Origin of the sequence: Bacillus cereus group sp. BfR-BA-01383 (assembly GCF_022663495.1) — a bacterium.
GTDB lineage: Bacteria > Bacillota > Bacilli > Bacillales > Bacillaceae_G > Bacillus_A > Bacillus_A cereus_AU.
Map to the genome: position 1 here is coordinate 13,761 of NZ_JAKUFP010000010.1, position 24,696 is coordinate 38,456.

Consider the following 24,696-nt stretch of genomic DNA (forward strand, 5'->3'; position numbering starts at 1 on the left):
AGTTGTAACTAGCGAAAGAAAAGAGGCAATAAAATGACTGAACGTTTAAAAGTAATGACAATTTTCGGGACACGTCCAGAAGCAATTAAAATGGCACCTCTTGTGTTAGAGTTGCAAAAACATCCAGAAAAAATTGAATCGATTGTGACTGTAACAGCACAACATCGTCAAATGTTAGATCAAGTATTAAATATCTTTGGGATTACGCCAGATTTCGATTTGAATATTATGAAAGACCGTCAAACTTTAATTGATATTACAACACGTGGTTTAGAAGGTTTGGATAAAGTAATGAAAGAAGCGAAGCCGGATATTGTACTTGTACATGGTGATACAACGACAACATTTATTGCGAGCTTAGCTGCCTTCTATAATCAAATTCCAGTAGGGCATGTTGAAGCCGGACTTCGTACATGGGATAAATATTCTCCATATCCAGAAGAGATGAATCGTCAATTAACAGGTGTAATGGCGGATCTTCATTTCTCACCGACAGCAAAATCAGCAACGAACTTACAGAAAGAAAACAAAGATGAGTCACGCATTTTCATAACAGGAAATACAGCGATTGACGCATTAAAAACGACTGTAAAAGAAACATACAATCATTCTGTACTAGAGAAACTTGGAGATGATCGTCTTATACTTATGACAGCTCACCGTCGTGAAAACTTAGGTGAACCGATGCGTAATATGTTCCGTGCAATTAAGCGTCTTGTTGATAAGCATGAAGATGTACAAGTTGTGTATCCTGTTCATATGAACCCTGTTGTTCGTGAAACAGCAAATGATATTTTAGGTGAACATAACCGCATTCACTTAATCGAGCCGTTAGACGTAATTGATTTCCATAACGTTGCAGCTCGTTCATACTTAATGTTAACTGATTCTGGCGGGGTACAAGAGGAAGCCCCATCACTCGGTGTGCCAGTTCTTGTTCTTCGTGATACAACAGAGCGCCCAGAAGGTATCGAAGCAGGTACACTGAAATTAGCAGGAACAGACGAAGAGACAATCTTTAATCTTGCTGATGAGTTGTTATCAGATAAAGAAGCTCATGATGAGATGGCGAAAGCATCTAACCCTTACGGTGACGGCCGTGCATCAGAGCGTATTGTAGAAGCGATTTTACAACACTTCAATAAGTAAACAAAAAGAGCCGAATCGCATAGGATTTGGCTCTTTTTGTTATTGCTGGTTTCTCATAATCCACTCTGCATGAGCATTTGTAGAAGGAGGCGGCTCAGGTGGTGTTTTGTTCTCACTCGTGTCTTTCTTTTCTTTTTCGTTAGTATTCGAATTAGGATTTGAGTCGGTTTTTGTAGTTGGAGTTTTTTCTTTTTCTCCTAGTTCTTTTTCAATTTCGTTACGCACCGTTTCTACACTGATTGGATCTGGAAGGAAGTAATAAATACCGTCTATTTTTTTGTCTTCTCCTTCAAGCTTTAACGTTTGCATTGTAGAAGGATCAAATCCAGAGAGTGTATTGTAAAGAGCAAGTCCGTCTGAAATAGGAATGTCGGTTTTTATATATTTTCCAACAACAGTCGTTAAGTCTTTAATTTTAAATACAGTAGAGGCCGAATTTAGCTTTTGAGCAACAGCAGCTAGTAACTGCCTTTGTCTAGTTGCCCGACCATAATCGCCATTTGGATCCTGCTTTCGCATACGGACATAAGCGAGTGCTTCTTCACCGTTTAAGTTTTGTTGCCCCTGCTTAAATTGAATTTTTTTGTAGTAATCCACGTCAGAACGTTCCCAAAAATCGAAGGGGACATCAACGGTAACACCGCCAACAGCATCAACGATACCTTTAAAGCCTTGGAAATCAATTTTAATATAATGGTCTACAGGAACTTTTAGAAAGCCTTCGACGGTTTTGATCGCCATTTTTTCTCCGCCGTAAGCATGCGCAGCGTTAATTTTGTCTTCTTTGTCCTTTCCAACAATTGGAACACGAGTATCGCGAGGAATACTCATAAGCGAAACCTTTTGAGTTTTCGGATTGACTGTCGCAAACATCAATGAGTCTGTACGACCATTTTGCCCGTCTGTTGCATAGTCCTCTATACCCATAATGAGGACTGTAAAAGGTTCCTTTGTAATTTCGACATCTTCGGTTCTTAAATCCGATTTTTCACGAGTAAAACCACTATACATCCCCATGAGAGAAGAGTAGGAATTTAATACATAAAGTCCTACACTGCCAAATAAAAATGCGAAAATAAGGAAGAAGAAAAACTTCCTTCTACGTTTCTTTTTTATTCTGCTATTTTGGAGATGGTAATAACGTTCTTCCATATATAATCTCCTTAGTTCATTTGTAGGGAAGTAATTCACTACATTAATCTTTAAAGGTGATAAGTTAGCTAGGCTTAGATAACATCTTGTTCTAAGTACAACATATCTCCTTCTGTAATTGTACATTTCCCATTTGTTAATTCAATCATCCAATCTGTGAATGTTTGTTTTCCGTCTTCTTCTACATACGTATCAAATGTGACATTTTCTAGATAATGTATATCTTTAATGGCATATTTCGAATTACGTAATTCATTTTCTAGCTTGCCAAGTAATGTGTAGTCAATTTCGGTCTGCATAACACGCATTAGTTTTCGCTGGACAACACCGACATGATTAATACCTTCACTTGTACATTTTCCATATGCACGAATTAATCCACCTGCACCAAGTTTAATGCCGCCAAAATAGCGTGTAACGACAACGACGGTATCTTTTAGACCGCGTTTTTTTAGCACCTCTAACATAGGTACGCCAGCTGTACCGCTAGGCTCGCCATCGTCATTTGCTTTTTGGATTTGATCTTGTTCACCAATTAAATACGCGGAACAATTATGTGTTGCATTCCAATTTTGTTTTTTTATTTTTTGTATAAATTCTTGAGCTTCTTCTTCGGTTCTAGCTCGGCTAATATAGCAGATAAATCTTGATTTTTGGATGACAATCTCGTTTTCGCCGTAGTCTTTTATTGTTAAATATTGTAATAGCACTCGTATACGCCCCTATCTATCAAAATGACTAGTACTTTACATTTTAAGAGCGGGCGTTTTTATATTCAAACATTTTTTGCAAATACGTTGAAATTTTTGATGAGTATTTCACCTTTTTGTTGTAATTTGTCGGGATTGTGAGTATAATTTTTGACTGGCATTTTTATGTATAGATGCACCATTTTTATTTTTCGTGTAAACTTAGGGAATAAAAACTTTTTTATAAGGCAGGTACGCAAATGAAAACAGCTATTGTTACTGATAGTACAGCATATATACCGAAGCATATTCGTAAAGAACTCAATATATATATGATTCCATTAAACGTTGTGTTTGGAACGGAATCTTATCAAGAAGAAGCTGAAATTTCAGTAGATGATTTCTATGTGAAAGTACGTGAGCAAGAAGAACTTCCGAAAACTTCTCAGCCAGCAATCGGAAAGTTTGTTGAGTTATATGAAGAATTATCTAAGGATTATGATGCGGTTATTAGCATTCATCTTTCAAGTGGAATTAGTGGTACATATCAAACTGCAACGACAGCTGGGCAGATGGTAGAGGGTATTGATGTATATACGTATGACTCTGAAATTAGTTGTGAAGTACAAGGATTCTATGTACGTGAAGGAGCAAAACTAGCAAGTGAAGGAAAGGATCCAAAAGAGATCATCGCCCGTTTTGATGAAATGAAGCAAACGATGGACGCTTATTTTGTGGTCGATGATTTACATCATTTACAACGCGGTGGACGATTAAATAGTGCGCAAGCTTTCATTGGTAGTTTGTTACAAGTGAAGCCAGTTTTATATTTCAGAGATAAAATTATTATTCCATTTGAAAAGATTCGTACACGTAAAAAAGCGTTAAAACGAATCGTTGAAATTTTTGATGAGCAAGCAAGTAAAGGTGTACCTATGGAAGCAGTTATCATTCATGCGCAACGTGAAGAGGAAGCGAATGAATGGAAGGAAGAATTAGAAGCAAAATATCCTCATGTCACAATCCGTACAGGTTATTTTGGTGCGGTAATTGGTACGCATTTAGGTGAAGGTGCACTAGGTCTTGGATGGTATACGAAGTAATAAAGATATAAAAAGCTCTCTTACTTGAAGAGGGTTTTTTTACGGATATTTTACGTTTAGTTGACAAGTTAATATTTGGAAATGGTAAAATGTACGTAAAATAAAATAATGAGGAAAGTTTTATAACTTACTTTTTACAAGAAACTATATTATAATGGAAGAGAGGTGAAACATATGGAGCATAATTCTTGTTTATGTCCAAAGTTTGAGTCAGCTTTTACGTTGCTTAGTAAAAAATGGACTGGCTTAATTATTAAATCGTTGCTCGAAGAATCGAAACGTTTTAGAGAAATCGCAGATATTATACCGAATATGAGCGATCGTATGTTGTCAGAGCGTTTAAAGGAATTGGAAAGCGAAGGCATTGTAGTTCGTAATGTTTATCCAGAGGTACCAGTTCGAATCGAGTATGGCTTAACTGAAAAAGGGAAAGCGTTAGAAAGTGTTATGGATGAAGTCCAAAATTGGGCTGAGAAATGGATGAAATAGCATTTCGATTTCATTTGTATATTTAACAAAACGTAAGGGACAGGATACCTTACGTTTTTTCTTTGCATATAAAAAGTGGTGTGAATCTTTTGAAATTCTACACATACATACAAAATTATACGTATTTTGCGATAGAGAGACATATAATATTACATTTGTTTTACAAAAGCGTAACATTGGTAAAAAAAATCCCGAATTATGGTATAAATTTTATAGGTTATATACGGAAAAAGAAAAAAGAAAGCGGTGTAAAAAATAAAATGAAAAAGCTAAAAATGGCATCTTGCGCATTAGTTGCAGGGTTAATGTTTTCAGGATTAACACCAAATGTATTTGCAGAAGATAAAATTTCTGACGTGAAATCACAAATTAATACACAAAATGACACTTTACATAAACAACAACAAGAACGTGATGAATTACAAAAGCAAATGAATGACTTAAACAAAACAATTCAAGGTTTAGATAAGTCTGTTCAAGAGAATGCTTCAAAACTTGATGAAACAACGAAAAAAGTTGCTGATACTGAGCAATTAATCGAAAAGAAAAATAAAGACATTGCAGAACTACAAACGAAAATTGCAAAACGTGAAGAGTTATTAAGAAAACGTTTAGTTGCACTTCAAGAACAACCAAACACGAACGTTGTAACAGAAGTTCTTGTAAACTCTAAAAACGTTGCTGATTTAGTTGATCGTTTAACTTCTGTTTCTAAAATTCTTGAGTCTGACGAAGATATCATGAAAACACAACAAGAAGATCAAGCGAACGTGAAAAAAGATGTTGCAACGGTAAAAGAAAAACAAAAAGAATTAAAAGAAGCACAAGCTCAAATTGAAACTGCTAAGAAAGAACTTGACGCTGAAAAAGCGAAAAAAGAAACAGCGGTAAATGATTTAAGCGGTAAAATGGATACAGTTGTAACTTCAATGACAAGTACGGAAGGTCAATTGAAAGAGCTTGAAAAACAAGCATTACAATTACAACGTATGGCTGAACAAGAAGCGCAAGAAAAAGCTGCACAAGAAGCTGCTGCTCAAAAACAAGCAGAACAAGCTGCTAAAGACGCACAAGCTCAACCAGCACAAGCACAAGCGCCTGCAGAGCAAGCTCAAGCTACACCAGCAAACAATGGTGGACAAGCTAAAAAAGAAGAGCCTAAAAAAGAGGCACCTAAACAAGAAAAGAAACAACAAGAGCCAGCACCAGCTTCAAATGCGGGTGGCGTAATTGGTAAAGCGCAACAATACTTAGGTATGCCATATGTTTGGGGAAGTGCATCTCCATCAAACGGTGGTTTTGACTGTAGTGGATTTATTTCTTACATCTATGGTGTAGGTCGTCAAGACGTTGCAGGTTACTGGAACTCAGTTTCTAAAGTAAGTAGCCCACAACCTGGAGATTTAGTATTCTTCCAAGGTACTTATAAACCAGGTCCATCTCACATCGGTATTTACGTTGGTAATGGCCAAATGATTCATGCTGGTGATAAAGGGATTGCTTACTCTAGCTTAAGCAGTAGCTACAACCAAAAACATTTCTTAGGATACGGTAGATTCTAGGATTTATAATTTAATAAAACACGTGTATAAAGTCGATAGCTTACTATTTTATAAGTAGGTTATCGGCTTTTTTGAGTTTTTACGAGATTATGAGAAAGGTTTATAGTAATGCTGGAGGTGATTGCTGATGTTAGCTGGGAAACAGTTACTATTAGAGGAACTCTCTTCAGATTTACGGGAGGAATTACATGATTTGCAAAAGAGGGGAGAGGTTGTATGTGTACAAGGCGTAACAAAGAAGGCTTCTAAATATATGTGTCAACGCTGCGGGAATATAGAGCAACGACTATTTGCATCATTTTCATGTAAAAGGTGCAGTAAAGTATGTACATATTGCCGGAAGTGTATAACGATGGGGAGAGTTAGTGAATGTGCTGTACTTGTTCGCGGGATCGCTGAAAGAAAAGGAGAGAAAGGGATAAGTCCTTTACAATGGAAAGGGACTTTGTCTACTGGTCAGGAGTTGGCGGCAAAAGGTGTTGTGGAAGCCATCAAGCAGAAAGAATCGTTTTTTATTTGGGCTGTGTGCGGGGCTGGAAAGACAGAAATGTTGTTTTATGGTATTGCAGAGGCACTTCAAAAGGGAGAAAGAGTTTGTGTCGCAACGCCGAGAACAGATGTTGTACTGGAATTAGCACCGAGATTACAAGAAGTATTTCCGCATATCAATGTAGTTGCTTTATAAGGCGGGAGTACAGAACGAGAGAATGAAGCAGCGTTAGTGGTTGCAACTACTCATCAACTGTTGCGTTACTATAGAGCGTTTCATGTCATGATTATAGATGAGATAGATGCTTTCCCGTATCATGCTGATCAAATGTTACAGTACGCGGTAAAACAAGCGATGAAAGAGAAAGCGGCTCGCATTTATTTAACGGCAACTCCAGATGAAAAGTGGAAGCGTAATTTCAGAAAGGGGAAACAAAAAGGTATCGTTGTCTCTGGACGATACCACCGTCATCCGTTGCCAGTTCCTCTATTTTGCTGGTGCGGAAATTGGAAGAAAAGCCTCGATCATAAAAGAATTCCTCAAGTTTTACTACAATGGTTAAAAATGTACTTAAACAAAAAGTACCCTATCTTTTTATTTGTTCCTCATGTGCGATATATAGAAGAAATGAGCCTGTTATTGCAGTCATTAGACAATAGAGTTGAAGGTGTACATGCAGAAGATCCGGTGAGAAAAGAAAAAGTAGCGGCTTTCAGAAAGGGAGAAATTCCGTTATTAGTTACAACAACAATTTTAGAGAGAGGGGTAACTGTGAAGAATTTACAAGTAGCGGTTTTAGGAGCGGAAGAAGAAATATTTTCAGAAAGTGCGCTCGTACAAATTGCAGGCCGGGTAGGTCGTAGTTTTGCGGAACCGTATGGCGAAGTCGTGTATTTTCATTATGGTAAGACAGAGGCGATGGTACGCGCGAAAAAACATATTCAAAGTATGAACAAAAATGCTAAAGAACAAGGATTGATTAATGCATTGTCTACTTTGTGATGAGTATATTTGGGAAACAGTTAGTTGGAACACCTTTTTTGTAAAGCTTCATAAGCAATATATGTGTGATAGATGTGAGCGGAAACTTTCCTATATTATAGGAGAAATTTGTAGAGAATGTGGGCGACCCTTAGAACTTGTTTCTGCCTCGTTTGAAGAAGATGGCATTTGCCCGGATTGCGTAAGGTGGATGAATGAAGAGGGATATCGGTCCTTTAAAAATCGTTCGTTGTACATGTACGATGATGAGATGAAAGAAATATTAGCGCTGTTTAAGTTTCGAGGCGATGCAGAGTTAGTTCATATTTTTCATTGGCCTTTTCGAAGTCTTTTTCAAAAGTATTTCCAGAATGTTTCAACCGTTATCGCTGTTCCACTTAGTAGAGAACGGGAATACGAACGTGGCTTTAATCAAGCGGAGTTATTAGCAACTTGTTTACCTGTCAGTATTTCATATCCATCATTAAATAGAAGAGAAACAGAAAAGCAAAGTAAGAAGACGCGGCAAGAAAGACTGTCAGGAAGTAATCCTTTTTATTTTCAGGGGGAAGAGATGTTTCATGGACAACATATTTTACTCGTTGATGATGTTTATATACGACAGGAATTACAGTTAGGCAAATTGGAAGCCTTTTATACGATAGAGGAGCAAGGGAAGTTTCTAGTTTGACGCTCTGTAGAAGTTAATCTGTAACTGTCGAAAGGGATAATAAAAAGACGATAAGTCTTCTTTGACTTCATATCTTGTCATTCGTTATAGTCAAAATATGGGGCGAGTGCCCTGATTTTTAGAGTGAAGGGAATGGAATGAACATGCAAGGAAGAGTGAAATGGTTCAATGCGGAAAAGGGATTTGGGTTTATTGAGCGTGAAGATGGTGATGATGTATTTGTCCATTTTTCTGCTATTCAGCAAGATGGATATAAGTCATTAGAAGAAGGACAACAAGTAGAGTTTGATATTGTAGATGGAGCACGTGGACCACAAGCAGCTAACGTTGTGAAACTGTAGGGATATTGTTTTTGGGAGAGAAAGCTACGTTTGTGGCAACGTTATATATATGTAGTAGAACCTCTTGGTTTTTGCAAGGGGTTTTTGTTATGAGTAGAGTTGTCAAAAAGTTGTTTCTTTTCTGTAACGAATTGTCCACAGTTATATTCGTTACTCACGATGTTAATAGGGTAAAATAAAGATAGAAACGATGCATCTTTTCATTTCAACAAAAAACGATAAAAAAATCGCAATTCCACTAATTTTTTTAAAAAAGTTAGAAGGAGTTTTTAAGCCAATGTCGAAATTATAGTACATAGGCTTGAAAGGAGGAATTCATCTATGAAATTCAACATTCGTGGTGAAAATATTGAAGTAACTCCAGCATTAAAGGAATATGTAGAGAAAAAACTAAGTAAGTTAGAGCGTTATTTTGATACATTCCCAGAGATTAAAGTTAATTTAAAAGTATACTCTGACAAGCAACGTGTCGAGGTAACAATTCCGTTTACTGATTTATTACTTCGTGCAGAAGAATCTAATAGCGATATGTACGCTGCTATCGATTTAGTAGTTGATAAAATTGAGCGACAAATTCGTAAACATAAAACAAAAGTAAATCGTAAATTACGTGAAAAAGGTTCTGTGAAAACTAACTTTATCCTTCCAGAAGCAGTAGCTGTTCTGGATGAGGTAGAAGAGGATGAATTAGAACTTGTACGTACAAAACGATTCGATTTAAAACCGATGGACGTTGAAGAAGCGATCCTACAAATGGATATGCTAGGACATAATTTCTTCGTCTTCACAAATGCTGATACAAATGAAACTAATGTTGTATATGGCCGTAAAGATGGGAAATATGGTTTAATCGAAACTAAATAATAATTCGAAAGCGCAGCCGAAATGGCTGCGCTTTTTTATATATTTTTGTATTTTATGATGAGATTTAGAATTCATGTCTCGTTACTGTCAATTGTATTACAATTCCAAAAGGATCTCGAACAATGGCATAACCAGGGCTGAAGGAGTTTTTTTCAAAAGGTGTTAAAATATGAACTTCTTCATGTTTAATTAGATTATGATAGAGTGCTTCAATGGCTTGGAAGTCTTTAGATTGAATACATAAAGATGAGCTATTACTTAATTGCCAAGGGCGTGTGGAATCAACTGCCTGCTCCGCAATCATAATTTTATTAGTGCCAATTTGTAAAACGGAATGGGTAATATAATGTTCTTGGCTTTCTTCATATGTGAAATTTGGATCTATTTCTTTCATCTCTTTATAATTCTTTTTAAATAAAACTTTTGCACCTAAATGTTGTTCGTAAAATGCAATTGCTTTTGCACCTTGCCCGTTTAATGATAAAAAAGGGATTACTTCAAAATTCATTGTATTGCCTCCTTCATATATGTTTACACTTATTACTATACAAATATAAGGTGCCAGCATATGGCACCTATAGGGAGAGTTTATGAAAAAAGTTGAACGTTTAAATCAGATGCTGCGTTTTATAAATCAAAAACAAATATTCACATTGAAAGATTTAATGGATGAGTTTCAAATTTCGAAAAGGACAGCGTTACGTGATATTACATCATTAGAGGAAATGGGTACACCTCTTTTTGCCGAATATGGTCGGTATGGAGGATACCGTTTAATAAAATCAATGACATTACCACCAATTTCATTTACAAACCATGAAGTTTTTGCGCTTTATTTTGCAATGCAAGCGTTAAAAAGCTTTGTAAGTAGTCCCTTTCAAGTATCGTTCCATTCCATTAATAAGAAATTTTTAGACAGTGTTTCGTCAAAACAGCGCGTGCAAATTGAAAACTTGCAAAAGAGAGTTGCTTTTTATCATTTGGAACAGGCGCATGAATGTGGTTATCTAGAAGACCTTTTATTAGCTGCTGTTCGAAAAGAGGCATTAAATGTGAACTATGTTACGCCGAAGCAAACGACAATGCGTCGTATTCAGCCAATTTCGATTTATGCAATGAAAGGTTATTGGTATTGCCAAGCTTATGATTTAGATAAATCGGCTTATCGAGTTTTTCGTTGTGATCGTATTAGGTCGTTAGAAGTGGTAGGAGCTCAGGGTAGTGTGGATTTAGAAAATATAAATATACATAACGCACATAGTCTTTGGAAGGCAACTGAACAAGCTATTCACTTTAAATGCTCGATTACTGCAAGGGGGATAGAGATATTTAAACAGCAACAATATCCTTCGATGAAGTTATGGGAAGAACCCGGAGATACATATTTAATAGGAACTTATGAGCCTGCGGAAATTAACTTTATTATTTCTTATTTGGCCAGTTTTGGTAAAACTATAAGAATAATTGAGCCACCCTCTTTAAAAGAGAACTTGAAAGAATACTACTTAGATTTAATACAAAATTTGTAACATGAATTTGAAATGAAAAGATAGAGAAAAGAAATATTAGTTTGTTGGAACAAATGAAATAAAAACTTTTTCTGAATATAAGGCTAGACATTCTGCCGATTGTTGTCATAGTTATAAGACAAGTGTTACAATTATCCTTAGGTATATACATTTTAGTTTTTTTAATTAGGAGAAAAATTGGCATAACATACATTTGATTTTTATAACGACTGATTGTAATAGAGAAAAAGAAAAACAATCGGAAGTTTTATTTTAATAAAAAGAGGAGCGTATTTCCTATGATCGGTATTTTAAAAAAGGTGTTTGATGTAAATCAACGTCAAATTAAACGTATGCAGAAGACAGTTGAACAGATTGATGCATTAGAATCATCTATTAAGCCACTAACTGATGAACAATTAAAAGGAAAGACGCTTGAATTTAAAGAACGTCTAACAAAAGGTGAGACAGTAGATGATCTACTTCCTGAAGCTTTTGCGGTTGTTCGTGAAGCTGCGACTCGTGTTCTTGGAATGCGTCCGTATGGAGTACAGTTAATGGGTGGTATCGCCTTACATGAAGGTAATATTTCTGAGATGAAAACGGGTGAGGGTAAAACATTAACGTCTACTTTACCTGTATATTTAAATGCTTTAACAGGAAAAGGTGTTCACGTTGTTACAGTCAATGAATACTTAGCACAGCGTGATGCGAGCGAAATGGGACAACTTCATGAGTTCCTAGGCTTAACGGTAGGAATTAACTTAAACCATATGTCGCGCGAAGAGAAACAAGCTGCTTATGCTGCTGATATTACGTATAGCACTAATAATGAGCTTGGATTCGATTACTTACGTGACAATATGGTGTTATATAAAGAGCAGCGCGTTCAACGTCCACTTCATTTTGCTATTATCGATGAAGTCGATTCTATTTTAGTCGATGAAGCACGTACGCCGCTTATTATTTCTGGACAAGCTCAAAAATCAGCAGAGCTATACATGTTTGCGAATGCATTTGTTCGTACGTTAGAAAATGAAAAAGAGTATTCATTTGATGTGAAGACGAAAAATGTAATGTTAACAGAAGATGGTATTACGAAAGCGGAGAAAGCTTTCCATATTGAAAATTTATTCGATTTAAAACATGTAGCGCTTCTTCACCATATTAATCAGGCACTTCGTGCGCATGTTGTTATGCACCTTGATACAGATTATGTTGTACAAGAAGGCGAAATCGTAATTGTAGACCAATTCACTGGTCGTCTTATGAAAGGTCGTCGTTATAGCGAAGGTTTACACCAAGCTATTGAAGCAAAAGAAGGCGTAGAAATTCAAAATGAAAGTATGACGCTTGCAACAATTACGTTCCAGAACTACTTCCGTATGTACGAAAAGTTATCTGGTATGACTGGTACAGCGAAAACGGAAGAAGAAGAATTCCGTAGTATTTACAATATGAATGTTATCGTAATTCCAACGAATAAAGATATTATTCGTGATGACCGTGCGGATTTAATCTTCAAATCAATGGAAGGTAAATTCAATGCAGTTGTTGAGGATATTGTAAATCGTCATAAACAAGGGCAACCAATTCTTGTTGGTACAGTTGCAATTGAAACGTCAGAGCTTATTTCAAAAATGTTAACACGTAAAGGTGTACGTCATAACATCTTAAACGCAAAAAACCATGCACGTGAAGCAGATATCATTGCAGAAGCTGGTATGAAAGGTGCTGTAACGATTGCGACAAACATGGCTGGTCGTGGTACGGATATTAAGCTTGGGGACGATATTAAAAACGTTGGTCTAGCAGTTATCGGTACAGAGCGTCACGAAAGCCGTCGTATTGATAATCAGTTACGTGGTCGTGCTGGTCGTCAAGGGGATCCTGGTGTGACTCAGTTCTACTTATCAATGGAAGATGAATTAATGCGCCGCTTCGGTTCAGATAATATGAAATCGATGATGGATCGTCTTGGTATGGATGATACACAGCCAATCGAAAGTAAAATGGTTTCTCGTGCGGTAGAATCTGCGCAAAAACGTGTAGAAGGAAATAACTATGATGCGCGTAAGCAGTTACTACAGTACGATGATGTACTTCGTCAGCAACGTGAAGTTATTTATAAACAGCGTCAAGAAGTAATGGAGTCTGAGAACTTACGCGGCATTATTGAAGGTATGATGAAATCTACGATAGAACGTGCTGTTGCACTTCATACGCAAGAAGAAATCGAAGAAGATTGGAACATTAAAGGTCTTGTCGATTACTTAAATACAAACCTTCTGCAAGAAGGAGATGTAAAAGAAGAAGAGTTACGTCGCCTTGCTCCAGAAGAAATGAGCGAATCAATCATCGCGAAATTATTAGAGCGTTATAACGAAAGAGAAAAACTTCTACCTGAAGAGCAGACGCGTGAATTCGAAAAAGTTGTTGTATTCCGTGTTGTAGATACGAAATGGACAGAGCATATTGATGCGATGGATCACCTTCGTGAAGGTATCCATTTACGCGCTTACGGTCAAATCGATCCACTTCGTGAGTATCAGATGGAAGGGTTCGCAATGTTCGAGTCAATGATTGCTTCTATTGAAGAGGAAATCTCTCGTTACATTATGAAAGCTGAAATTGAACAAAACTTAGAGCGTCAAGAAGTTGTTCAAGGTGAAGCTGTTCACCCATCTAGTGATGGCGAAGAGGCAAAGAAAAAACCGGTTGTAAAAGGTGACCAAATGGGCCGCAACGATTTATGTAAATGCGGTAGCGGTAAAAAATATAAAAACTGTTGTGGCATTGGGAAGTAATACGAAAAGATAGTTTGTTTAGACCGCTTTGCAAATTTTTACATCAAAAATGTATAATTAAGAAGGATTAAACTCTCTCCGGAATAAGTGGAGAGAGTTTCCCTTGTTTTCATACGAAAGTAACAGCAATTACATAGAGGTGAAGGAAATGGAATTAGTAGAAATTAGACAAGAATTAGAGAAAATGGCTAAGAGATTAGCGGCTTTTAGGGGGTCTCTTTGACCTTCCTGCTAAGGAAAAACAAATCGCAGAATTAGAAGAAACGATGATGGGTGCAGGATTTTGGGATGACCAACAAGGCGCTCAAGCTGTAATTAACGAAGCAAATGCGTTAAAAGATATGGTTGGAAAGTTCCGTCAGTTAGACGAGACGTTCGAAAACTTAGAAATAACGCACGAACTTTTAAAAGAAGAGTATGATGAAGATTTACATGTGGAATTAGAATCAGAAGTAAAAGGCCTAATTCAAGAAATGAATGAATATGAGCTTCAGTTACTATTAAGTGATCCTTATGATAAAAATAATGCGATTTTAGAATTACACCCAGGTGCAGGTGGAACAGAGTCACAAGACTGGGGTTCTATGTTATTACGTATGTACACACGTTGGGCTGAAAAGCGCGGCTTTAAAGTAGAAACGGTTGACTATTTACCAGGTGACGAAGCAGGTATTAAGAGTGTTACTTTATTAATTAAAGGTCATAACGCTTACGGTTACTTAAAAGCAGAGAAGGGTGTACACCGTCTTGTACGTATTTCACCATTCGATTCTTCAGGTCGTCGTCATACATCGTTTGTTTCTTGTGAAGTTGTACCTGAGTTCAATGATGAAGTTGAAATTGAAGTGCGTACAGAAGACTTGAAAATTGATACGTATCGTGCAAGTGGAGCTGGTGGGCAGCACGTTAATACGACGGATTCAGCAGTTCGTATTACGCATACACCGACAAATACGGTTGTTACATGTCAGTCAGAACGTTCTCAAATTAAAAACCGTGAGCATGCGATGAAAATGTTAAAAGCGAAACTGTACCAAAAGAAATTAGAAGAACAACAAGCACAATTAGATGAGATTCGTGGAGAGCAAAAAGAAATCGGATGGGGTAGCCAAATCCGTTCTTATGTATTCCATCCATATTCTCTTGTAAAAGACCACCGTACAAATACAGAGGTTGGTAACGTACAAGCGGTAATGGACGGAGAAATTGATCCATTTATTGATGCTTACTTACGTTCGCGCATTTAATAATAGAAAAAGCCAACAAAGTTGTTGGCTCATGCTGAGGAAATAGAGGGTATACAGCGTTTTATTTTGTTTATATAGATGAAGTAAAGAGGAAGAGAAGTTGGAAACGACAACTTCTCTTTTTGGTGGGATTATATGTAGAATACAATGTTGTATATTGTTTTGTAAAAAGTAGAGAATAGTAAAATAGGGCAGGAATAGAGTAGGACTTTATGCTGAATTTTTCTAGTTTGATTTCTGGGAAAAGGTACTTTGTTGAAGTTTTTATGATGTTCACAGAATTGAAACAATTTATGGAAGCTTTGTTTTATCAGGGTTCTCACTATATTTTTGACGAAGATGAAATATACCTTAGTTTTTCTATATAAAGATAATGCTTATAATGAAAAATGAGTGTGTTAGGAATGAAAAGAATATCAATAATGGGGAGCGATAGAAGTGAAAAAGAAATTGTTGGCTATTGCGTTAGGGACATCAGTCATTTTTGCTTTAGGAGCGTGCGGAAATAAGGAAGAGAGTAAGCCTTCTAAACAATCTGCAAGCACAGATAGCGCAGAACAAATTTTCCAAAGAAGTTGTGCTGGATGTCACGCGAAAGATTTATCGGGGGCAACTGGACCTGATTTAAGAAAAGTAGGCGGTAAGTACGATGCTGCAGATATCGAAGAAATTATTAAAAAAGGCCGCGGTTCAATGTCACCAGGACTTATTCAAGGTGAGGACGCGAAAAAAGTAGCTGAATGGTTAGCTGAACATAAATAAGAAAATGTTTAATAAACGAGCTGAGTGTATAATTTGCCCGAAAAGCATTTCGGGTTAATAAATTACAGCAGCTCGTTTCCCTTTTTAGAGGATGTAACATAACTGTAACAAAACTGTATCCGAATTGGAAACCGATTGATGTTACAATGGGGTTTGTAGAATTTTGATGAAATATATTACATAGAGCAGCGTTGCTAATAAAAGGCATGTAAGGAAGCTGCCTTCAACAAGAATGGTACACAGAGAATAAAAGTTTTTGTTTTATTTTCAAATGCACAGAAAAGTATTTCGAAAAAAAATCATTAAGTATTGGGTGATAAATAATGATAAAAATGACGAATGTTTATAAGGAGTACCCAAATGGTATGAAAGCCATTGCTGGTCTCACAGTTAACATTAAGCAAGGTGAATTCGTATATGTAGTTGGACCGAGTGGAGCCGGAAAATCTACATTTATTAAAATGATGTATCGTGAAGAGAAGCCATCCACAGGATCAATTAATGTAAATGGACTTGTAATTGAAACATTGGCAGAAAGAGATGTTCCATATTTCCGTCGTCAATTAGGTGTAATCTTCCAAGATTTTAAATTACTACCTAAATTAACGGTATATGAGAATGTTGCGTTTGCCTTAGAAGTAATTGAAGAAGAGAAAGAAGCAATTCGTGAACGTGTGACAGAAGTGTTAGGTCTTGTAGGCCTTGAAGATCGTGCAGATGCACTTCCAGGTGAACTTTCAGGTGGAGAGCAACAACGTGTTGCGATTGCGAGAGCGATTGTAAATAGACCAAAGGTTGTAATTGCCGATGAGCCAACAGGTAACTTAGATATTGAAACGGCTCTTGATATTATGAAGATTTTTACGCGCATTAATGAGCGTGGTACAACGATTGTTATGGCGACGCATAACTCAGATATCGTAAATACAATTCGTCATCGTGTAATCGCGATTGAAGGCGGAAAAATTGTTCGAGACGAGATTGAGGGAGGGTACGGATATGAAGACTAAGACCCTTAGTCGACATTTGCGAGAAGGTGTAAAGAATCTATCCCGTAACGGATGGATGACGTTTGCTTCTGTTAGTGCAGTAACGGTTACATTATTACTTGTAGGTGTCTTTTTAACAGCTATTATGAATATGAATCATTTTGCGACGAAAGTAGAGCAAGATGTGGAAATTCGTGTGCATATTGATCCAGCAGCAAAAGAAGCTGATCAAAAGAAATTAGAAGAAGATATGAGTAAGATTGCGAAAGTAGATTCTATTAAATATTCTTCTAAAGAAGAAGAGTTGAAACGTTTAATTAAAAGTTTAGGTGATAGTGGAAAAACGTTCGAGTTATTCGAGCAAGATAACCCACTGAAAGACGTATTCGTTGTAAAGGCGAAAGAACCGACAGATACGGCGGCAATCGCGAAGAAGATTGAGAAGATGCAGTTTGTAAGTAATGTTCAATACGGCAAAGGTCAAGTTGAAAAATTATTTGATACTGTAAAAACTGGTCGTAACATCGGGATTCTGTTAATTGCCGGTCTTCTATTCACAGCGATGTTCTTAATCTCTAACACAATTAAAATTACAATTTATGCTCGTAGTACTGAGATTGAAATTATGAAACTTGTTGGTGCAACAAACTGGTTTATTCGTTGGCCATTCTTGTTAGAAGGATTATTCCTAGGAGTATTAGGATCAATTATTCCAATTGGCATAATTTTAGTTATGTATAATTCATTGCAAGGTGTGTTTAATGAAAAACTTGGCGGAACAATTTTCGAACTTCTACCATACAGTCCGTTCGTATTCCAATTAGCTGGTTTACTAGTGTTAATTGGGGCGTTAATCGGTATGTGGGGAAGTGTAATGTCAATTCGTCGCTTCTTAAAAGTATAAAAAGTTGCAAACATAATTCGTACAAGCTTATCATATAGTAGAAATAGGTAAAGGCATCACACGCTGTGTGATGCCTTTTGCTACACCACCTGTGTGTTTTGGAAAGGGGAATTCCGCATTGAAACGTAGAGTTGCAATTATTGGAATGGTTGTTGCATTTTTAATTGGTGCTGGCGGAATGTTTGCAGGAATGTCTGCATTTGGGGTTAACCCAGCGGAAGTAACGCAAACAATTTCGAGTGGGAACGCTAGCACAACGCAAGGAAATTTGGCAAAAATTAATGAGGCGTATGCACTAATTGATTCACGTTATGTGGAAGACGTGAAAGATGAAAAATTAGTTGAAGGTGCAATACAAGGTATGTTGTCTACGCTGAAGGACCCTTATTCCACGTATATGGATAAAGAAACAGCCAAACAGTTTAGTGAATCGCTTGATCCTGAGTTAGAGGGGATTGGGGCTGAGGTGAATAAGACGGACGGTAAGCTTATTATCGTATCGCCAATTAAAGGTTCACCAGCAGAAAAGATAGGAATTAAACCGAATGACCAAATTTTATCTGTAGATGGAAACAGTGTGAAAGACTTATCACGTGAAGAAGCGGTATTAAAAATTCGTGGTAAAAAGGGAACGACTGTCGCGATTGAAATTAAGCGTGCAGGAGTAACTGATCCGATTGTATTTAAAATTAAGCGTGAAAAAATTCCAATCTTCACGGTGTTTAGTTCTGTGAAGCAAGAAAGCGGAAAAGATATCGGTTATATGCAAATTACTTCTTTTGCTGAAAATACAGCGAAAGAATTTAAGGATCAGTTAAAAGAATTAGAGAAGAAAAACATACAAGGCTTAGTTATTGACGTGCGTGGTAATCCTGGTGGCTATTTAAATAGTGTAGAAGAAATACTAGGAGAAATTATGACGGATAAAAAGCCGATGTTACAAGTAGAGCAGCGTAATGGCGAGAAAAAGAAAATCTCTACAGAATTGAAAGAGAGAAAGCCATATCCAATTTCAGTGTTAATTGATAAAGGAAGTGCCTCTGCTTCAGAAATTTTAGCTGGTGCGCTGAAAGAAGGAGAAGGTTACGATTTAATTGGTGAAACAACGTTTGGTAAAGGGACCGTCCAGCAGGCCGTTCCGTTTAAAGATGGCAGTAACATTAAATTAACGATGTTCAAATGGTTAACTCCAGATGGAAACTGGATTCATAAAAAAGGAATCGCGCCAACTGTAGAAGTGAAGCAACCAGATTATTATCATGCGACACCAATTCAAATCGAAAAGACACTTTCATACAATTCAAATGATGTGCAAGTAAAACATGCACAAGAAATGCTGAAAAGCTTAGGTTATGTACCAGGACGTGAAGATGGATACTTTAGTAAAGAAACAGAATCAGCGCTGAAAGCATTCCAAAATGCGAATGAGATGGAAGCAACGGGACAACTCGATAAAAAGACCGCTGAAGCGATTCAAACTAAAATCATTGAAAAGATTCGTTCCGGAGAAAATGATTTACAATTACAAACGGCATTAAAATTAATGGCAAAATAAGAAAGGATACAGGCATTTTGATGCCTGTATTTTTTTATGTGTTAAACAAACGTTTCTTTAGTTATGATAAGATAAAAAGAAAGAATGATATAAATGGTGGTGAATGAATTCGTGGAGGCATGGCTTTTTGAAATACTACGGGCAGTTGGACGTTTTTTCTTACACCCTGCTGTCTATGTATTTTTAATTAGTAGTATCTTTGTTGGATACTTACGTATATTAAGAGAACGAAAAGATTTTTCTTTTAAAGTATATGATATTTGGTTTGAACTACGAACAACGCTATTTGCAGGTGTTAAGTATGGATTAATCGTATCTATTATTACAATTGGTCTTGGACTTACTGTTTCCAAAGCGAGCTTATGGATAATTTTACTTTGGACGATATTATTTGGATTAACTGCTATGTATCGATATTTATCTGTAGCGTATACTTTCGGAATCGCTATTGCATTCGTGTTATTATCGTCTAAGATGCCAGTTTCCTTCTTACAGCTTGGAGAAGGGGAAGAGGGTACGATTGTATCCCTTGCTATTTTACTAGGCGTTATGCTCGTTGTAGAGGGCTTATTAATCTCTAAAAATGCAGTGCGATATTCTACGCCAAAAATTAAAAAAGGTAAGCGTGGGTTACGAATTGGACTACATGAATCGAATCGTCTATGGCTTGTGCCAGTATTTATTCTTATACCGGGAGACGCGGTGACAGGATTTATTTCTTGGTGGCCTGTCGTTTCAATAGGTTCAACTACATACTCTTTATTCCTCGTTCCATTTTTAATTGGATTTATGAGGAAGATTAGAAGTTATGAGCCGACGGAAGCTCTATTATTTACAGGAAGACGTGTCTATGGATTAGCAGGACTTGTGCTTGTTTTAGGAATTGCAAGTTACTGGTGGCACGTACTGGCAATTATCGCGATGGGAGTCGCAATGCTTGGACGTTTCACGATCTCGATGCAAGAAAAAATTGTAGATGAGACAAGACCGGCCTATTTCGCCGCACGTAATGATGGACTTGTCGTATTAGATACAATTCCAAATACAATTGGAGCAGAGCTGAAGTTACTGCCTGGAGAAGTTATTACGAAAGTAAATGGAGTTATTCCACGAAGTGCAGAGGAATTTTATGATGCGCTTCAAACGAAGACGACAGGAGCATTTTGTAAACTGGAAGTATTAGATACAAATGGCGAGCTTCGCCTTGCTCAAACAGCATTATATGCCGGGGGACATCACGAATTAGGTGTTGTGTTTGTTCAGCAGGATCATGAGTGGGATTCAGAAGCGATGTAAATAGAAGTGAGGGTGTCACCACTAGGTGACACCCTTTTTGGTTTTGGTAGTAAATGAAATCTATATCGACTTTCCAATAAAAAATGACAACTCTCGCAAAAATCATTTTTAGTTTCATAGACGAATCACTTGAATAATTACTTGATAATGGTTATCATTTAGAGAGTCTTTTAAATTTTGGGAAATGGAGGAAAGATATGCTACGTAAATTTTTTTCTTACTATAAACCGTACAAAGGTTTATTTATACTCGATTTTTCTTGCGCAGTTATCGCAGGATTACTGGAACTTGGCTTTCCGCTTATCGTAAATCAATTTATTGATAAGTTATTGCCAGGGCAAAACTGGACGCTTATTTTATGGGCGTGCTTCGGGTTATTTGCAGTTTATATGTTAAACGCAGGCCTACAATATGTCGTTACATACTGGGGACATATGCTTGGCGTTAACATTGAAACAGATATGAGGCAGAAATTATTTGATCACATTCAAAAGCTATCATTCAGATTTTTTGACAATAATAAAACAGGTCATTTAATTTCACGTCTTACAAACGATTTAATGGAAATTGGAGAAATTGCTCACCACGGACCAGAAGATTTGTTCATCGCTGTAATGACTTTAGTTGGGGCATTTTCATTTATGATGATGATCAACTGGAAGTTAGCACTGTTAACATTCTTCGTAATTCCATTCTTATTATGGTTGGCACTTTACTTCAATAAAAAAATGACGGGCACGTTTAGACGATTATTCTCAGACGTTGCTGATTTCAATGCGTGTATTGAAAATAACGTCGGTGGTATTCGCGTTGTACAAGCATTCGGAAATGAAAAGTTTGAGAAAGAACAGTTTGCTGTAAACAATGCTCGTTTCCGTACAACGAAATTAATGGCGTATAAAATTATGGCGCTAAATTCGTCAATTAGTTATATGCTTATGCGTCTCGTAACGCTCTTCGTATTAATATGCGGCACATGGTTTGTTCTGCAAGGTGAGTTAACGTACGGTGGATTTATCGGATTCGTTTTATTAACGAATATTTTCTTCCGCCCAATTGAGAAAATTAACGCGGTTATTGAAAGTTATCCGAAAGGGATCGCTGGTTTTAAAAGATATGTAGAACTTCTTGAAACAGAGCCTGATATTGTAGACTCTAAAGATGCGATAGAAGTAAAACATGTACACGGTGATATTCAATATAACAACATTACGTTCGGATATGAAAACAAAGAACCGATTTTAAATGATATTAGTTTGAAAATCCATGCAGGTGAAACAGTTGCGTTCGTTGGACCATCAGGAGCAGGGAAAACAACGTTATGTAGTTTACTACCACGATTTTATGAGCAATCGTCTGGTTCAATCCAAATTGATGGCATTGATACGAAAGAGATGACATTATCGTCACTTCGTAAACAAATTGGAATTGTACAACAGGATGTGTTCTTATTCTCAGGAACGATCCGTGAAAATATTGCTTACGGAAATTTAAAAGCGTCAGAGGCTGACATTTGGCAGGCGGTAAAGAGAGCCCAGTTAGAGGATTTAATTTACTCACAGCCAGACGGTTTAGATACAGTTATCGGTGAACGCGGCGTGAAACTTTCAGGTGGACAGAAGCAGCGCCTCGCAATTGCTCGTATGTTCTTGAAAAATCCGCCAATTTTAATATTAGATGAAGCAACTTCTGCACTAGATACAGAGACGGAACTTGCGATTCAAAAATCACTTGCTGAATTAGCCGTTGGTCGTACAACATTAGTGATTGCACATAGACTTGCAACGATTAAAAATGCTGATCGCATCGTTGTTGTAAATAAAGACGGTATTGCAGAACAAGGTTCGCATGATGAATTAATTGAGCAAGGCAGAGGATATAGTAGGTTATACGAAGCTCAATTTAGTTCGTAAATATAATTTCTGCTGGATTGGCACATCATATAAGTAGATGGAAATCTTATATGGGAGGCTACAAAGCATGATTGTAACAACAACATCTACAATTCAAGGGAAAGAAATTATTGACTATATCGATATCGTGAACGGGGAAGCAATTATGGGTGCGAATATCGTTCGTGACCTTTTCGCTTCTGTCCGTGATGTTGTCGGCGGTCGTTCTGGCGCTTATGAAAGTAAATTGAAAGAAGCACGCGACATCGCAATGGAAGAGATGAAAACTCTAGCAAGACAAAAAAATGCGAACGCTATTGTTGGCATCGACGTGGATTACGAAGTAGTTCGCGAAGGAATGCTAATGGTTGCAGTGAGCGGGACTGCTGTCCGTATATAAAGTGAAAAGCCGTGCTGATGCACGGCTTTTTGTTTTGCTTTCGTGTCTAACATTATAGATCGGTGGATATTCTATGTCGAAGTCTCGATATTTCTTGGGAAATGCGGAAGATCCCGTCGATATATAGGGAAGACATTAGAGCGCTTCTTTACATTTTTGAATTTGGACTAATAATTTTTCGTATTCTTGTTCGAGAAATGTGATGTCATCGTGATGATTTGGTATAGAAATCCGGCTGATGATTTCAGTTAATTTTGTTTGTAACCTCAATAATTCTTGTTCAGTAACGTTTACAGAAGCTTCGGTTGTTCTTTTTGTGTATTGCTCGTAATTGCCGTGGAATATTCTTGGCTCGCTCTCATCTATTTGTAGAATATGGTCTGCAACAGAACGAATGAAGGCACGGTCATGGCTAATGAAAAGTATAGTCCCAGGATATTCTTGTAACATGCTTTCTAATTCTTCTTGCGTTGCTAAGTCTAAATAGTTTGTCGGTTCATCGAGCAGAAGCATATTATAGTTTCCTAAAAATACTTTTGCGAGTGCAACCTTCATTCGTTCACCGCCACTTAAGACGTGCACAGGTTTATGAACATCTTCACGGCGGAATAGGAGCCGTGCAAGTATTGTTCGAACGAACGACTCCGTATAATTTGTTTCTTCTAGAACATTTTCTAAAATTGTTTTATCTGTTTTTAAAATTGATAGTGTTTGTTCAAAGTATCCAACTTTACAACTTTTCGAAAGCTGAATGCCGCGCTCGTTTGCGAGAAGCATGTTGAACAAAGTGGTTTTTCCACTTCCATTTGCCCCTAAAATAGCAAGCTTCGCACCAGGGGCAATAGTCCCACTCATATTTTTAAATAGTATGCGGTCACTTATTTTCTTTGTTACTTTATTAAACTGTACCACCACTTTACTATGAATTGGTGTATGGTATTGCACGTCAAACTGAGCTTGAGAAAGATCCTTCGGTTTTTCCTTCTTTTCTAATTTTTCAAGACGTGTCTCTAATGCTTTCGCTGCTTTGCTAACATTTTCTTGCCCATGAGCCCCGCTTAACTTATAAAGTTTAGATTCAGATGAACTGAACCGCGTTGGGATTTTTGTCATACTAGAAGCACTTTGCTTTCTTTGTAAAATTGACTGCTCTAAACGATTTTTTCCTTTTATATATTGCTCATATTCTGCTTGTTTTTGTATTCGCTCACGTTCTTTTTGCTTTCGATAGTTTGAATAATTCCCTTTATACTCTTTAATAGTGCCGTCTTCAATTTCGATGATTTTTGTACATATAGTATTTAGAAAATCACGATCGTGTGATATTAAAACAAGTGCCCCTTTATAAGATAAAAGTGCCTTTTCTAATTGCTCTGTACCGAACATATCTAAGTGGCTTGTTGGTTCATCAGCGAATAGAATGCCTGCATCTTGTTCGAGAGCGTGGGCAATTTTTAGGCGTATTCGTTCACCGCCGCTCATTGAATCTGTAACGTTTGAAATACTCCATTTGCCTTTTGTGAGAGAAGAAGCGGTTTCCGGTAGTTCTTCACTAAGCTGAGGAATGATGGAGATAGAACTATGGTGAGTTACTGTACCTTCGTCAGCTTCTATTTCTTTACTTAATATTTGTAGTAACGTAGATTTTCCAGCTCCGTTGACTCCGACAATTCCTATACGATCGTTTGCTTGAATTTCCAGTGATGGTAATGTAAATAGTTTGCGATCACCAAAGCTCTTTTCAATATTACGTGCGAATAAAATAGTCATAAAAAAACCTCCCTAGTTTCACTAGAGAGGATAAACGTCGCCCTTGCATGTAAAA

General features: G+C 37.0%; 20 protein-coding genes and 2 pseudogenes. 18 read left to right on the forward strand and 4 right to left on the reverse strand.

All coding sequences use genetic code 11. The features are described 5' to 3' along the window. Positions 1-33: 33 nt before the first annotated feature. The gene (wecB, locus tag MR065_RS11985; protein WP_242213802.1) at positions 34-1,149 is read left to right on the forward strand and encodes a non-hydrolyzing UDP-N-acetylglucosamine 2-epimerase; all 1,116 of its coding nucleotides are present in this window, start codon (positions 34-36) and stop codon (positions 1,147-1,149) included. Between the two features lie 39 nt (positions 1,150-1,188). On the opposite strand, the gene MR065_RS11990 is transcribed toward wecB, so the two are convergent. Together MR065_RS11990 and MR065_RS11995 are read right to left on the reverse strand one after the other, a co-directional pair. After that, complete coding sequence (locus MR065_RS11990) at positions 1,189-2,301, reverse strand: LCP family protein (RefSeq protein ID WP_242213803.1); 1,113 nt, start codon at positions 2,299-2,301, stop codon at positions 1,189-1,191. 74 nt (positions 2,302-2,375) lie between these two features. Next, positions 2,376-3,011: a YigZ family protein gene (locus MR065_RS11995; RefSeq protein ID WP_242213804.1), complete on the reverse strand. Its 636-nt coding sequence runs from the start codon at positions 3,009-3,011 to the stop codon at positions 2,376-2,378. Between the two features lie 239 nt (positions 3,012-3,250). Between MR065_RS11995 and MR065_RS12000 the strand changes: the two genes are divergently transcribed. The 7 genes and pseudogenes from MR065_RS12000 (at position 3,251) to hpf (ending at position 9,511) form a co-directional block, all read left to right on the forward strand. Then, positions 3,251-4,093 (forward strand): DegV family protein, encoded by an 843-nt coding sequence (locus MR065_RS12000; RefSeq protein ID WP_242213805.1) that lies wholly within the window; start codon positions 3,251-3,253, stop codon positions 4,091-4,093. A gap of 174 nt (positions 4,094-4,267) precedes the next feature. Beyond that, positions 4,268-4,582, forward strand: coding sequence for a winged helix-turn-helix transcriptional regulator (locus MR065_RS12005; RefSeq protein ID WP_000400858.1), 315 nt, complete (start codon positions 4,268-4,270; stop codon positions 4,580-4,582). A gap of 155 nt (positions 4,583-4,737) precedes the next feature. Beyond that, complete coding sequence (locus MR065_RS12010) at positions 4,738-6,144, forward strand: C40 family peptidase (RefSeq protein ID WP_242213891.1); 1,407 nt, start codon at positions 4,738-4,740, stop codon at positions 6,142-6,144. Positions 6,145-6,271: 127 nt separating this feature from the next. After that, positions 6,272-7,636 (forward strand): annotated as a pseudogene (gene comFA, locus MR065_RS12015) (ATP-dependent helicase ComFA). Further along, positions 7,617-8,323 (forward strand): annotated as a pseudogene (locus MR065_RS12020) (phosphoribosyltransferase family protein). Before comFA ends, MR065_RS12020 begins: the two co-directional pseudogenes overlap by 20 nt. 126 nt (positions 8,324-8,449) lie before the next feature. Further along, positions 8,450-8,647, forward strand: coding sequence for a cold shock protein CspC (gene cspC / locus MR065_RS12025; RefSeq protein WP_001990088.1), 198 nt, complete (start codon positions 8,450-8,452; stop codon positions 8,645-8,647). A 321-nt stretch (positions 8,648-8,968) separates the two neighbouring features. Then, positions 8,969-9,511 (forward strand): ribosome hibernation-promoting factor, HPF/YfiA family, encoded by a 543-nt coding sequence (gene hpf / locus MR065_RS12030; protein WP_097904131.1) that lies wholly within the window; start codon positions 8,969-8,971, stop codon positions 9,509-9,511. A 64-nt stretch (positions 9,512-9,575) separates the two neighbouring features. On the opposite strand, the gene MR065_RS12035 is transcribed toward hpf, so the two are convergent. Further along, positions 9,576-10,019 carry a VOC family protein gene (locus MR065_RS12035; RefSeq protein ID WP_242213806.1) on the reverse strand — a complete coding sequence of 148 codons (444 nt, stop codon included), beginning with the start codon at positions 10,017-10,019 and terminating at the stop codon, positions 9,576-9,578. 82 nt (positions 10,020-10,101) lie between these two features. On the opposite strand from MR065_RS12035, the gene MR065_RS12040 reads away from it, so the two are divergent. From MR065_RS12040 to MR065_RS12085, 10 genes are all read left to right on the forward strand, one after another. Next, positions 10,102-11,040 (forward strand): helix-turn-helix transcriptional regulator, encoded by a 939-nt coding sequence (locus tag MR065_RS12040; protein ID WP_242213807.1) that lies wholly within the window; start codon positions 10,102-10,104, stop codon positions 11,038-11,040. A gap of 278 nt (positions 11,041-11,318) precedes the next feature. Next, positions 11,319-13,826 carry a preprotein translocase subunit SecA gene (secA, locus tag MR065_RS12045; RefSeq protein ID WP_242213808.1) on the forward strand — a complete coding sequence of 836 codons (2,508 nt, stop codon included), beginning with the start codon at positions 11,319-11,321 and terminating at the stop codon, positions 13,824-13,826. Positions 13,827-13,974: 148 nt separating this feature from the next. Then, positions 13,975-15,073, forward strand: a protein-coding gene (gene prfB / locus MR065_RS12050; RefSeq protein WP_242213809.1) for a peptide chain release factor 2 whose coding sequence is annotated in 2 segments (ribosomal slippage) — positions 13,975-14,046 and positions 14,048-15,073 — 1,098 coding nt in all. Because the reading frame shifts where the segments join, the coding sequence is not laid out codon by codon here. 438 nt (positions 15,074-15,511) lie between these two features. Next, a complete protein-coding gene (cccB, locus tag MR065_RS12055) occupies positions 15,512-15,835 on the forward strand; it encodes a cytochrome c551 (protein WP_242213810.1) in 324 nt (107 codons plus the stop codon). A gap of 323 nt (positions 15,836-16,158) precedes the next feature. Next, positions 16,159-16,845: a cell division ATP-binding protein FtsE gene (gene ftsE, locus MR065_RS12060; protein WP_000594324.1), complete on the forward strand. Its 687-nt coding sequence runs from the start codon at positions 16,159-16,161 to the stop codon at positions 16,843-16,845. Continuing rightward, positions 16,835-17,728: a permease-like cell division protein FtsX gene (gene ftsX / locus MR065_RS12065; RefSeq protein WP_242213811.1), complete on the forward strand. Its 894-nt coding sequence runs from the start codon at positions 16,835-16,837 to the stop codon at positions 17,726-17,728. The genes ftsE and ftsX overlap by 11 nt, the downstream gene beginning before the upstream one ends. A gap of 118 nt (positions 17,729-17,846) precedes the next feature. Further along, a complete protein-coding gene (locus MR065_RS12070; RefSeq protein WP_097904137.1) occupies positions 17,847-19,283 on the forward strand; it encodes a S41 family peptidase in 1,437 nt (478 codons plus the stop codon). Between the two features lie 111 nt (positions 19,284-19,394). Next, a complete protein-coding gene (locus tag MR065_RS12075; RefSeq protein WP_242213812.1) occupies positions 19,395-20,579 on the forward strand; it encodes a PDZ domain-containing protein in 1,185 nt (394 codons plus the stop codon). Positions 20,580-20,776: 197 nt separating this feature from the next. Further along, positions 20,777-22,492, forward strand: coding sequence for an ABC transporter ATP-binding protein (locus MR065_RS12080; protein WP_242213813.1), 1,716 nt, complete (start codon positions 20,777-20,779; stop codon positions 22,490-22,492). A 67-nt stretch (positions 22,493-22,559) separates the two neighbouring features. Further along, complete coding sequence (locus MR065_RS12085) at positions 22,560-22,871, forward strand: YbjQ family protein (protein ID WP_000637520.1); 312 nt, start codon at positions 22,560-22,562, stop codon at positions 22,869-22,871. Positions 22,872-23,006: 135 nt separating this feature from the next. On the opposite strand, the gene abc-f is transcribed toward MR065_RS12085, so the two are convergent. Beyond that, the gene (gene abc-f, locus MR065_RS12090; RefSeq protein WP_242213814.1) at positions 23,007-24,641 is read right to left on the reverse strand and encodes a ribosomal protection-like ABC-F family protein; all 1,635 of its coding nucleotides are present in this window, start codon (positions 24,639-24,641) and stop codon (positions 23,007-23,009) included. Positions 24,642-24,696: the final 55 nt, after the last annotated feature.